General features: G+C 72.0%; 11 protein-coding genes. 1 reads left to right on the top strand and 10 read right to left on the bottom strand.

Annotated elements, in window-relative coordinates; all coding sequences use genetic code 11:
- Positions 1 to 293: 293 nt before the first annotated feature.
- The 9 genes from BJ992_RS22325 to BJ992_RS22285 all read right to left on the bottom strand — a co-directional run bounded on the left by BJ992_RS22325 (position 294) and on the right by BJ992_RS22285 (position 7,094).
- On the bottom strand, positions 294 to 620 hold the full coding sequence (locus BJ992_RS22325; protein WP_184984089.1) for a hypothetical protein: 327 nt from the start codon (positions 618 to 620) through the stop codon (positions 294 to 296).
- 3 nt (positions 621 to 623) lie between these two features.
- Complete coding sequence (locus BJ992_RS22320; protein WP_184984087.1) at positions 624 to 1,028, bottom strand: YbaB/EbfC family nucleoid-associated protein; 405 nt, start codon at positions 1,026 to 1,028, stop codon at positions 624 to 626.
- 146 nt (positions 1,029 to 1,174) lie between these two features.
- Positions 1,175 to 1,564: a hypothetical protein gene (locus BJ992_RS22315; RefSeq protein ID WP_184984085.1), complete on the bottom strand. Its 390-nt coding sequence runs from the start codon at positions 1,562 to 1,564 to the stop codon at positions 1,175 to 1,177.
- Positions 1,561 to 2,460, bottom strand: coding sequence for an SseB family protein (locus tag BJ992_RS22310; RefSeq protein ID WP_343072801.1), 900 nt, complete (start codon positions 2,458 to 2,460; stop codon positions 1,561 to 1,563). Before BJ992_RS22310 ends, BJ992_RS22315 begins: the two co-directional genes overlap by 4 nt.
- 48 nt (positions 2,461 to 2,508) lie before the next feature.
- Positions 2,509 to 2,862, bottom strand: coding sequence for a YbaB/EbfC family nucleoid-associated protein (locus BJ992_RS22305; protein ID WP_184984081.1), 354 nt, complete (start codon positions 2,860 to 2,862; stop codon positions 2,509 to 2,511).
- A 149-nt stretch (positions 2,863 to 3,011) separates the two neighbouring features.
- On the bottom strand, positions 3,012 to 4,016 hold the full coding sequence (locus BJ992_RS22300) for a LacI family DNA-binding transcriptional regulator (RefSeq protein ID WP_343072800.1): 1,005 nt from the start codon (positions 4,014 to 4,016) through the stop codon (positions 3,012 to 3,014).
- 5 nt (positions 4,017 to 4,021) lie between these two features.
- Positions 4,022 to 4,882, bottom strand: a complete 861-nt coding sequence (locus BJ992_RS22295) for a carbohydrate ABC transporter permease (RefSeq protein ID WP_184984077.1) — start codon at positions 4,880 to 4,882, stop codon at positions 4,022 to 4,024.
- Complete coding sequence (locus BJ992_RS22290; RefSeq protein ID WP_184984075.1) at positions 4,882 to 5,778, bottom strand: carbohydrate ABC transporter permease; 897 nt, start codon at positions 5,776 to 5,778, stop codon at positions 4,882 to 4,884. Before BJ992_RS22290 ends, BJ992_RS22295 begins: the two co-directional genes overlap by 1 nt.
- Positions 5,775 to 7,094, bottom strand: coding sequence for an ABC transporter substrate-binding protein (locus BJ992_RS22285; protein ID WP_184984073.1), 1,320 nt, complete (start codon positions 7,092 to 7,094; stop codon positions 5,775 to 5,777). Before BJ992_RS22285 ends, BJ992_RS22290 begins: the two co-directional genes overlap by 4 nt.
- 208 nt (positions 7,095 to 7,302) lie before the next feature.
- Between BJ992_RS22285 and BJ992_RS22280 the strand changes: the two genes are divergently transcribed.
- Positions 7,303 to 9,270 carry a beta-galactosidase gene (locus tag BJ992_RS22280; RefSeq protein ID WP_184984064.1) on the top strand — a complete coding sequence of 656 codons (1,968 nt, stop codon included), beginning with the start codon at positions 7,303 to 7,305 and terminating at the stop codon, positions 9,268 to 9,270.
- Positions 9,271 to 9,387: 117 nt separating this feature from the next.
- Here BJ992_RS22280 and BJ992_RS33915 read toward each other — a convergent pair whose 3' ends face one another.
- Positions 9,388 to 11,631 carry a serine/threonine protein kinase gene (locus BJ992_RS33915; RefSeq protein WP_184984062.1) on the bottom strand — a complete coding sequence of 748 codons (2,244 nt, stop codon included), beginning with the start codon at positions 11,629 to 11,631 and terminating at the stop codon, positions 9,388 to 9,390.
- Positions 11,632 to 11,751 lie beyond the last annotated feature (120 nt).

Genomic DNA, 11,751 nt, shown 5'->3' with positions numbered 1-11,751 from the left:
TCACCGTCACGTCCACCCGTCGCAGCCGCAGGTCCCCTGTGTCACCGTCACGTCCACCCGTCGCAGCCGCAGGTCCCCTGTGTCACCGTCACGTCCACCCGTCGCAGCCGCAGCCCCTGTGTCACCGTCACATCCACCCGTCGCAGCCGCGGGCCCTCCGCGTCACCGTCACGTCCATCCGTGGACGTCGCGGATTCCCCGTGTCGCCGTCATGTCCGTACGCCGAGCCGCGGGTCCCCTGTGTCATGTCCCACCCCGTCGTCGCCGCGTCCGCAGGACGGGACGCGGGCCGGTCAGATGCCGCGGGCCGCGGCCGCCTGGGCCTGGTCGGTCTGCTTGGTGCGGGTCACGGCGGTGCGGACCTTCTCGCCGAGCACGGTCACGCCTTCGATGATCTGGTCGCCGTCGCGGATCATCTTCTCGGGTCCGCCGCCGTTGCCGAGGTACGCCGACTTGAACGCCTGGCCCGCCGAGTCGTTCCCCCATGGCGAGCGGCTGGTGTGTGCACGGATCGTCTGCTTGCCGGTGTTCCAGGTGGTGGTGACGGTGGACGCGGCGGTGTCCCAGCGGCTGATCGCGAGGCCGGCCTGCTGGTGCTGGACGTCGACGTGGTCGGGCATGGGTCACCTCTCGCCGGGTAGCCGCGCGGTCATCTGCTCCAGTACGGCGTCCAGGTCGCCGTCCAGGTGGGCCTTCATGTGCTCGGCGGGGATCAGGGGTGCGAAGATCTCCACGACCTGCTGCCGTGCCGTGGCGGCGGCCTTGTGGACGGTGGTGGTGATGGTGTCGGCCAGGTGGCGCGAGTCGGGCCGCCGGTAGACGCGTGGGTCGATATCGAGCCGGACGAGGTCGCCGCGCGCGCCGACGGTGGCGCTGATCAGGCCGTCGGGGGATCTCTCGGTGACCTGCAGGGTGCGGGCCCTCTCGTGCAGCGCCGGGATCTCCTCCTGCATGCGGAAGAAGGCGTCACGCAGCTCGTCGGCGTAGGCCCGCAGTCCCGCCGCGTCCCCGCTGTCGTACGGTTCCACCGGACCTCCCCCGAGTATCCGCCGCAGCACACTTCAGGAGCAAAACCTGATATGGCCGGACATTCTGGCATTTCTCCAGTGACACGGCAAGCATTGTGTGTCGAATGTGAAACTCTGAGATTATTATCCGTTTTATAGGTAAATGTCTAGAATTCCAGCCGTACGACGTCCTCCCGCAGATTCCGCACCTCAACGCGCGGCACCCACCCCCGGTACACCCCCCGCTCCACCCGCGCGAGCCCCAGCCCCCGCGCCACGGGAACCAGCCCTCCCACGTACTCCACCAGCAGCTCACCGTCCCGAGCGTCGCGCACCTGGCACGGAGCCCCGCGCCACTCGCAGGCCGTGACGGCGTACACCACTTCGTCGCACTCACCGGCCGGCACCGGCCGCACGTGGACACCGGCCGTGACCTCGGTGAACCCCTCCGCCGGCGCGCCGCCGCGCAGCCGGATCCACACGCCGTCCGGCCGGGGGTCGGGGACGGCGGCGTACTCGGCGCCGCGCCACCGCGCGCGGTACCCGTGGCCGGTCACGCCGCGTCCACCGGGACGACGCGCACGAGCAGCCACCGGTCCAGGTCGCCGTCGTACACGGCGCGGCGGTGCTCGGCGCCGCCGGCGGTCAGCTCCCAGATCTCCGCGCCGTGCGGCAGGCCCGCTCCGGCCACGTGGTACTCGCGGACCACCTGGTCGGGGTTCGGCCCGAACCCCATGCCGGCGAACGGCGGCTCCTCGATCACCCAGCCCGCCACGGCGTCCCTGCTCTCCTCGTCGACCCCGCCGTAGGGGACCCGGTACAGGTTCAATCCGGCGGCACGCCACCGCAGCAGGTGCACCGACCCCTGATCGGTGATCACCCCCTCCTCCCCGGCCTGGCCGAGCGCGTCCGCGAGGACGGCCGGGGTCGCGATGTGCGCGACGTCCATGGCGTGGTGGCAGTACCCCGACACCCGCGACTCGCCTTCGGCCAGGTAGGCGTGCAGGTCGACCGGCCGCAGAACCTTCTGCAGCACCGGCGGCCCCGCCGCGCCGACGGCGTCCCGCATGGCGTCCCTGTCCTGCGCCAGCGACGGCGCCGCCAGCCGTGCCACCGTGCCGGGTTCGAGGAAGAACCCCTCAGGCGCTCCGGGGTTCACCGCGAGCCCCCACCGCGGGTCGGGCCACCCGGCGGCCAGCTCGGCCAGTGTCACCACCCGGTGATGCGCCGTCAGCTCCCCGAGGCAGGCCCGCATGGACTCCACCGAGGTGAACGCCACCACCCAGACCCGTTCCTCGTCGGCGACCGTCGGCCACGCGGGAGGCTCGTCCCCTCTGGCGGCACGCTCGGTGATCGGCAACCCGAACTGCGCCACCCGCAGCAACGCCAGGCACCCCGCGACATCTCCGTCCGCCCACGCCAGGCGCAGACGCTCCTCCAGCGGCACTTCCACGACGATCACTCTAAGCGCCGCCACCGCGGAGCGCTCACCGATGACCGATCAGCGGTCGCCGGTGGGGGGACGGGGCCGGTCGTCGCCGAGGAGGGGCCGCATGACGGCTTCGGCGCGGTTGGCGGCGTTGGTCTCGGCTTCCTTGGCGGCGCTGAGGATGGCGGCGGCCAGCACGTCGGGGCCGAGGGTGAGCGCGTGGGGGTCCAGGCGCAGCGAGGCCAGGGAACCGCCGGTGCGGACCTCCACCACGACGCGGCCGTCCTCGGCCTCACCGCGGCCGAGAGTGGCCGACAGGCGGCGGCCGACCTCCTCGAACTGCGCCGTCTGAGCGGCGAGCGTCTCAAGCACCTGATCGACCTCGGGGTCACCGGTCGGTGAGAACGGCTCGCCGCGCCACGTCATACGAATTCGCCTTCCGCTGTGAGGGATTTTCCGGAAGAGCGGCGTCGCGCGGCCGGGAAGCCGGGTCACTCAAGCCCTGGCACCGCAAGCGCCGCCATATGGCGTCTCACCGTATCGCGGCGCGTCAAACCACCGGACGCCAACACGCCTCACGCGGACTCGCGCACCACGAGTTCGGTCGGGAGGATCACCGGGCCGGTGTACTCGCCGCCGTCGATCAACCCCAGCAGCAGCCCCACCGTCTCCTCGGCGACCCGCGCGAGCGGCTGCCTGATCGTGGTGAGCGGCGGATGTGTGGTCATGGCCACCGCCGAGTCGTCGAAACCGGCCACCGCGACGTCGTCCGGCACCCGCCGTCCGACGGACCGCAACGTGGACAGCGCACCCGCCGCCATGAGGTCGGAGCCGACGAACACCGCGTCGATGTCGGGGGCCCGCTGCAGCAGCCGCGCCATCGCGCTCTCGCCGCCGAGCTGGGTGTAGTCGCCGTGCTCGATCAGCTTCTTGGCGGCCCGCCGGCCGAGCACGTCGCAGAACCCGGCGAGCCGCAGCGCGCCACCCGGTGTGTCCAGCGGCCCGGTGATGGTCGCGATCCGCCTGCGGCCCTGCTCGGCGAGGTACCGCGTCATCTGCCTGGCCCCTTCGCGGTCGTCGGCCGCGGCGTACGGGATCACGGTCTCGCGTCCAGGCACCGCGCCTTGCGCGACCGCCGCCACCGGGATGTCGCGCAGCCGGTCCGGCAACGGGTCGCCGGCGTGCGTGGAGACCAGCAGCACCCCGTCGGCGTGGCCGCCGCGCACGTACCGCACCACCCGCTCGCGGTCGCTGTCGTCGGCCGCGATCATCAGGACCAGCGACACGTCACGCTCGGCGAGCCGCCGGGTGGCGGTGCGCAGCAGCACACTGAAGTTGGGGTCCTCGAACAGCTTCTCCTGGGGTTCCGACAGCACCATGACGACCGAGCCGGTGCGCTGGGTGACCAGGCTCCGCGCGTTGCGGTTCACGACGTACCCGGTCTCGGCGATGGCGCGCTCGATCGCCACCTTGGCCGAGGTGCTGACGTACCTGTCCCCGTTGAGCAGCCGGGACACCGTGCCCCGTGACACTCCGGCGGCGGCGGCCACGTCGTGGATGGTGGGGCGTCTTCTGTGCACGAGCATCAGTTTTTCACGGCCCCACCCGACAGGTCGGCGCGCCAGTGCCGCTGCATCGTGAGGCACAGCGCGATCAGCGGGATCAGCGACACCATGGCTCCGGTGATGATCAGGTTGTACAGCGCGGGCTGGTTGGCCCCGGCGGCGAGCAGCGTGTACAGGCCGACGGTCAGCGGGAACTTCCGGTCGTCGCCGAGCATGATGAACGGCAGCAGGAAGTTCGTCCAGATCGCCACGAACTGGAACAGGAACACCGTCACCATGCCGGGAACCATCAGTGGCAGCGCGACCCGGCCGAACACCCGCAGGTCCCCGGCGCCGTCGATGCGCGCCGCGTCCAGCAGCTCGTCCGGCACGGCGGCCGAGGCGTACACCCTCGACAGGTAGATGCCGTACGGGCTGAGGATCTGCGGCAGCAGGACGGCCCAGTAGGTGTCGGCGAGCCCCGCCTCGGACAGCAGCAGGTACTGCGGCACGGCGAGCACCACGGCCGGGACGAGGATGCCGCCGATCAGCAGGTTGAACAGCAGCGTCCTGCCGGGGAAGCGGTACTTGGCCAGGGTGTACCCCGAGATCGCCGACACGCCGGTGGACAGCAGGGCCCCGGCCCCGGCGTACAGGAAGGTGTTCAGCGTCCACAGCCAGAACACCCCGTCCCGGTACGCCGCGAGGCCGGCGAGGTTCTCCAGCAGGCCGCCGCCGACGGCGAACGTGCCGGTGGAGAACAGCTCGGCCCGCGACTTGGTGGCGGCCACCACCACCCAGGCGATCGGGAACAGGCAGTACAGCGCGCCGCCGAGCAGGATCACCGTGGCCGCGAGGCCCGGCGCGCCGGCGGCGCGTGTGCGTGTCGCGGTGGCCGCCATCACCGCTCCTGGAAGGCGCGGTCGCGCACCACGCGCAGGAAGCCGAACGACACCACCAGCGCTATGCCTGCGATGACGATCGACGTGGCCGCCGCCGAGTACAGGTCGCCGGTGATGAACGCGTCCCGGTACACCTTCATCAGCGGGCTCCACGTCGAGCTGATCGTGTTGGTCAGCGGACGCAGCGCGGTCGGCTCGGTGAACACCTGGATGGTGGCGATGAGCGAGAACACCGTGGTGAGGACGATGGCCGGCATGAGGATCGGGATCTTCACCCGCAGCGCGATCGCCAGCTCGCTCGCACCGTCGATGCGCGCCGCCTCGTAGTACGTCCGCGGCACCGCGCGCAGCGTCGTGTACAGCACCAGCATGTTGAACCCGACGCCTCCCCACACCGCCACGTTCGCCATCGAGAACACGACCGTGCCGGCGCCGAGCAGGTCCACCTCGCCGCCGAGCGCCGACAGCGGCCCCTGCGCGGGACTCAGGCTCGGCAGGTACAGAAAGCCCCACAGCAGGGTGGCGGCGACCCCCGGCACGGCGTACGGCAGGAAGATCGCGATGCGGGAGAACCGCGCGAGCCGCACGTGCGCCGAGTCCAGCAGCAGCGCGAACAGCAGCGCCAGCCCGAGCATCGTCACCAGCACCATCGCGCCGTACCCGAGCACGCGCAGCCACCCGGCCCACAGCTCGCCGTCCCCGATCGCCGCGGCGAGGTTGGCGAACCCGACGTACACCTCCCTGCGGGCCCCCTTGCCGAGCCCGAGCCCGGTGACCTTGGTGCCGCGCAGGCTCAGGTAGGCGGTGTACCCGATCGGCAGTGCCAGGAACAGCGTGAACAGCACCACCGCCGGGGTGAGGAACAGGTACGGCACCGGGCCGCCGCGCCGCCTCATGGCGCGAGCTGGAAGCCGGACTTGCGCATGTCGGCGACCGTCGACTCCTGCATGACCCGCACGGCGTCCGCGAACGGCGACCGGTCGCGCAGCGCCTTGTCGAACGCGTCCTTGAAGGCGTTGTAGGTGACGTTGACGTTCGGCCCGAACGTGAAGCCGCGCGCGGTGGCCGAGATCGCCTGTACCTGCTGCCAGAAGTCCGGCTGGCCGGAGAAGTACGCCGGCGGTTCGGTCATCGCGGCCTGTCCCTCGGCGGAGGCCGGGTAGACCGAGCCCTCGTCGATGAGCAGGCGCAACGCCTGTGGATCGGTGTTCAGCCAGGTCGCGAACTTCACGGCCGCGGCGCGGTTCGGTGACTTCTCCGCGACCGCGGTGGACGAACCACCCCAGAAGCCGCTCACGTTCTCACCGGCGCTCCACTGCGGCAGCGGCGCGACGGCCCACTTCCCCTCGCCTTTCGGCGCGTTCGCCGACAGCACCCCCGGCCCCCACACCGCGGACGGCCAGGTCAGCAACGTGCCGTCGTTGAGTGCCTTGTTCCACTCGGGGGTGAAGTACGGCATGTCGTCGATGACGCCTTCCTTCACCAGGCCTCCCCAGTAGTCGGCGACCTTGCGGGTGGCGGCGTCGTCGATGCCGACCTTCCACGCCTCCCCGCTGATCGACCACCACTGGGCCCCGGCCTGCTGCGCGAGCCCGGCGAACGCGCCGGGGTCCTTGCTGGAGAAGGTGCCGAGATAGACCTCGCGGTCCTTGCTCCGCACGGTGCGCGCCGCCTCGGCGTACTCGTCCCAGGTCTTCGGCACCTCGATGCCGTACTTCTCGAACAGGTCCTTGCGGTAGTAGAGCATCATCGGCCCGCTGTCCTGCGGGATCGCGTAGGCCCCCTCGGTGCCGAGGGTCACGAGGCCCCACTGCCCCGGCGAGAACTCGCCTTTGGCGGGACCGGCCTCGGCCGCGATGTCGGCCACCGCGCCGGCGGCGACGAACGACGGCAGGTGCTGGTACTCGGCCTGCACCAGGTCCGGCGGGTTCCCTGCCTTGGCGGCGGTGAGGAACTTGGCGGAGGCGTCGTCGCCACCCGCCTGCTTGCTCACGGTGACCTTGATGCCGGGGTTGGCCTGGTTCCACACCGCGGCGATCTTGTCCATGTTGGGGACCCAGGTCCAGTACGTCAGCGTCACCGGACCGGCGGGGGCCGTGCTCGCCGGTCCTGAGGCGGCGGGGGCCTCGGGGTCGCCGGATCCGCCGCACCCGGCGGCCAGAAGGGCTGTGATCAATGCCGTCGCCACGGCGGAAAGGCGCCTGGTGCGCATTCCTGCCTCCATCGTATGGAGTCGTCGATCAAGGATGGGGGATGTTCTGGGAGCGTTCACAGACTGATTCCCCGCTTTTGGTCTCGTCAAGAGTCTGTTGCCTGGTCGTTAACTTCTGGTTTCGGCGGGCTACGGGGGCATCCCCTTCTCAGCTGCACGGAGCTGAGCTACTGTGCACGTTCACAGACTTTCGGTAGGGAGAGGCCCCATGCCCCGGCGCTTTCCGGTCGGTGTCGCCTACGGCGGCGACTACAACCCCGAGCAGTGGCCACGCGAGGTGCAGGAGGAGGACGTCCGCCTCATGCGTGAGGCCGGGGTGAACCTCGTCAGCGTCGGCATCTTCTCCTGGGTCCTGATGGAACCGACACCCGGCGCGTACGACTTCGCCTGGCTCGACGAGATCCTCGACCGGCTGCACGACGCCGGGATCGCGGTGAACCTCGGCACCCCCACGGCCGCGCCACCCGCGTGGTTCTCCCGCCGCCACCCCGGCTCGCTCCCCGTCACCAGGGACGGCGTCCGGCTCGGCACCGGCGCACGCCAGACGGCCTGTCCGAGCTCGCCGGAGTACCGCGAGGCCACCGCCGCGCTGGTCCGCGCGCTCGCCGGCCACTACCGCGACCACCCGGCGCTCGCGCTGTGGCACGTGCACAACGAGTACGGCGCGCCACTCGGCGAGTGCTACTGCCCCGCGAGCGTGGACGCGTTCCGCGTCTGGCTGCGCCGCACCTACCGCGACCTGACCGCGCTCAACGACGCCTGGGGCACCACGTTCTGGGGCCAGCGGTACGGCTCCTTCGACGAGATCGACGCACCCCGCGCCAACCACACCGCCGTCAACCCCGCGCAGCGCCTCGACTTCATGCGCTTCACCTCCGACGAGCACCTGGCGTGCTACCGCCTGCAACGCGACATCCTGCGCGAGCTCACGCCGTCGGTGCCGGTGACCACCAACTTCATGACGGCCAACTGCGCCTCGATGGACTACTGGGCCTGGGCCCGCGAGGTCGACGTCGTCGCCAACGACCACTACCTGGCGGCCGAACGACCCGGGAACCACATCGAGCTCGCCATGGCCGCCGACCTCAGCCGCTCACTCGGCGGAGGCCGGCCCTGGCTGCTCATGGAGCACTCGACCGGCGCGGTCAACTGGCAGCCGCGCAACATCGCCAAACAGCCCGGCGAGATGCGCCGCAACAGCCTCACGCACGTCGCCAGAGGCTCGGACTCGGTGCTGTTCTTCCAGTGGCGCGCGTCCCGTTTCGGCGCCGAGAAGTTCCACTCCGCGATGCTGCCGCACGCCGGCACCGGTTCGCGGCTGTGGCGCGACGTCGTGGCACTCGGCCGCGACCTCGCCGCGCTCGACGGCGTACGCGGCGGCGAGGTCCCCGCGCAGGTGGCGGTGCTGTGGGACTGGCAGTCGGCCTGGGCCCTGGAACTGGAGTGGCGGCCGTCGGCCGACCTGCGGTACCGCGAGCGGATGGACGCCTACTACGAGGCGCTCTGGCGCGAGCACGTCACCGTCGACTTCGCGCACCCCGAGGCGGACCTGTCGGCGTACCGGCTGGTGGTCGCGCCGAGCCTGTACCTGCTCGGCGAGGCCGGCGCGAAGAACCTCCGCCGGTACGCCGAAGGCGGCGGCCACCTGTTCGTGTCGTTCTTCTCCGGCATCGTGGACCGCAACGACACCGTCCACCCCGGCCCGTACCCCGGCGCGCTGCGCGACGTCCTCGGCCTGAGCGTCGAGGAATTCCACCCGCTGCGCGCCGGCGAGCGGGTCGCGCTGTCCGGCGGGGACCACGGCCGCGTGTGGTCGGAGCGGGTACGGCCCGCAGGCGCGCACGCCGTCGAGCTGTTCGCCGAAGGACCCGACGCGGGACACCCCGCGATGACCCGCCACGACCTCGGCGGCGGTGTCGCGTGGTACCTCGCCACGGCCCCCGGCGACCTGCGTCCCGCGCTGACCGCCGTACTGGACGGCGCCGGGGTGGACCGGCCACGCGACCTGCCGGACACGCTGGAGCACGTGCGGCGCGGCGACCACCTCTTCCTGATCAACCACGGCGGCGACCCCGTCACCGTCCACGGGATCACCGGCCGCGACGCGCTCGACGGCACACTCTACGAAGGCCGGGTCACCGTGCCGTCCGGCGGGGTGACCGTGGTCCGCGAGTAGGCGCCGTGGGCCGCGAGCCGACGGGGTCACCGGTCCGCGAACCGCCGGGCCGACCGTGGTCCGCGAGTAGGCCCGCGCCACGCCTCTCATCCACTCCGAGGCGTGGCGCGGCGTCCGTCAGCCGCAGTTGCCGTACGGCACGGACGTGGCGGCGGTGCCGACCGTGCCGGTGAAGCGGACGCACTTCCCCTTCGCGGCGGCGATGACCGGGCCCGCGTAGTAGGAGTAGGAGCCCTTGTCGGTGAGCGGAGCCTGGCCCTGCACCTCCAGCGTCGCCGACACCGGGGTCGCCTTGCCGAGGTTCCCGGTCTTCAGCGTGACGACGCAGTTGGCGCCGGCCGCCGCGCTGTAGAGCTGGTACGTCACGCCGCCGGCGAACGAGCTGGAACGCTGGACGTAGAACCCGGTGCCCTTGCCGGCGCTGTCGCAGATCCGCTGCGGTTCGTACGGGTTGGCCCCCTGCGGCCGGGTACGCGGCAGCGAGTACGTCGGATCCGGCGTGACCCGCGGCGGGCTGGTCGCCGTACGGCTCGCCGTGGGCCCCGGGACGGCCGTGCCGCTCGCCGTGGGACGCACCGTCGGCGCCGGAGTGCGGGTCCTGGACGGGTTCGGCGCCGGGGTGACGGGCCCGGACGCGGTGGGACTCCCGGCTCCGCTCGGCGTCGGCGTGGGGGTGCCAGGACTCGCCGTCGGCGTCGGGGTGTCCAGGCTCGGGGTCGGCGTCGGGGTGTCGAGACTCGGAGTGGGGGAGGCCTCGCCTGACGGGGTGACGGTCGGGGTCGCGGTCACGGTGACCGTCGGCGCCGGGCTCGGCGTGGTCGGCCCTGGGTCCGGCACCGTGGTCGGCACCGCCGGAGGGGTGAACCGCTGGTCAGAGGTGGGAATGTCGGGGTCACCGCCGATGTCCAGCGGGTAGACGCCGGTCTCCTGCGGCCCCGGGCTCGCGGCCCACGGGACGGTCACCTCGGGCCGTGGCGCACTGGTGCCACCCACCTCGGTACCCCCGGTGCCGCCACCACGGTCGGTGGGTACCGGGACGCCGCCGGCGTCCCCCTCGGCGGCCAGCCGGCCGATCTGCGTCGGCGCGGAGTACTGCTGCGCACCCCACAGCCCGAGCCCCGACAGCCCGACCACCAGCCCGAGCCCCGCCGCCAGTCCGACGGGGAACCGTCCGCCGATCTTCTTGCGCACGACGGCCCGCGACGGCTCGGCCCCCTCGTCCGGGGACACGGCCGTGACCGGCACGACCCCCTCGGCCGGCAACGCAGGCGCACCCCACACCTGAACGGGTACCTCCCGCGCCGGCACCACCGTGGCGGGGGGGACGGCGGGAAGCGTGCCTTCGGCCGCCGGGGTGGCCGGACGCGTGATCTCGGCCGCCGGAACGACGGCCTTCGAGCTCGCGGGTGCCGTACCAGGGACCGCAGGGTCTGGTGCCGCAAGCGCGGGGGTGCCTGGACGGTCGCCGCCGTGGGGCTGGGTGCGGTCCTGGCCGAGGAGCCAGAGCATGGCGCCTTGTGCCGTGGGACGGGAGGCGGCGGCCGGGGACAGGCAGGCGGACACCACGTCACGCAGCGGGGCCGGCAGGGCCGCGAGGTCGAGACCGGTGCTGCCTGTGGCGGCGTACGCCATCGTGGTGGCCCAGGCGCGCAGGTCGTCGGCGGTCTCCGCAGGGGAGGGGAGACCGAAGTCGGCGATCCTCGGGCCGTCCTGAGTGAGGATCACATTGCTCGGGCTGAGCGCACCGTGGGTCAGCCCGGCGAGGTGGACGGCCGTGAGCGCGGTCAGCGCACCCACGGCGACCCGCTCCAGCGCGTCCCCGGCGAGCGGCCCGCCGGCCTCGACCGTCTCCCGCAGGGAACGACCCTCGACATACTCCCGGACGACATACGGCCGGTCCCCGTGCCACCCGGCGTCGACCACCCGCACCGCGTGCGCACCGGACACCCGCCGCGCCGCCGACAACTCGTCCAGCACCGCCGTCCGCGCGGCGTCGTCGGCCCCCGGCCGAGACGCAAGCAGCCTGACGACGAACCTGGGCCCCGGACCCGTCTCCCCGCCGGTCCCCACTCCGCCGCCGGCCCTCGTCTCAGGGGTGGACTTCGTTCCCTCCGAGGTCTGCGCTTCCCCGGCGGACCCGGCGGGCTCCGGCTTTTCGGTGTTTCCCGCCTCACCGGCCGGCGGCGCGGTGCCGGCCGGTGAGGCGGTGGCGGGAGCCGTCTCGGTGTTCGTCTCGGTGTTCGTCTCAACGGTGCCGGTCGGCCGGGCCAGGTAGGTGGTGCCGCGTGGTCCCTCACCAAGGCGCGTAAGTAGGGAGTATTCGCCTACTTTCTGGGGGTCGTCCGGCATTAATGCCTGCATGTCCCTTTTGCCTTCCCCTGTGGCTCAAGTATCCAGTGGGACATGACACCACATCACACAAGCCACATTCCGGATATTTAGCCACTTGAGTGGCACCGTTACGGTCTTGTTGAGTACCGG

This window comes from Sphaerisporangium rubeum (assembly GCF_014207705.1).
In the GTDB taxonomy this organism is placed as follows: Bacteria; Actinomycetota; Actinomycetes; order Streptosporangiales; family Streptosporangiaceae; genus Sphaerisporangium; species Sphaerisporangium rubeum.
This window is presented reverse-complemented; position numbering and strand designations above follow the sequence as displayed.

Bases quoted from the DNA above. Each gene is read 5' to 3' on its own strand.
- BJ992_RS22325 (WP_184984089.1), bottom strand. From the start codon at position 620: ATGCCCGACCACGTCGACGTCCAGCACCAGCAGGCCGGCCTCGCGATC.
- BJ992_RS22280 (WP_184984064.1), top strand. From the start codon at position 7,303: ATGCCCCGGCGCTTTCCGGTCGGTGTCGCCTACGGCGGCGACTACAAC.
- BJ992_RS33915 (WP_184984062.1), bottom strand. From the start codon at position 11,631: ATGCAGGCATTAATGCCGGACGACCCCCAGAAAGTAGGCGAATACTCC.
- BJ992_RS22295 (WP_184984077.1), bottom strand. From the start codon at position 4,882: ATGGCGGCCACCGCGACACGCACACGCGCCGCCGGCGCGCCGGGCCTC.
- BJ992_RS22285 (WP_184984073.1), bottom strand. From the start codon at position 7,094: ATGCGCACCAGGCGCCTTTCCGCCGTGGCGACGGCATTGATCACAGCC.
- BJ992_RS22305 (WP_184984081.1), bottom strand. From the start codon at position 2,862: ATGACGTGGCGCGGCGAGCCGTTCTCACCGACCGGTGACCCCGAGGTC.
- BJ992_RS22290 (WP_184984075.1), bottom strand. From the start codon at position 5,778: ATGAGGCGGCGCGGCGGCCCGGTGCCGTACCTGTTCCTCACCCCGGCG.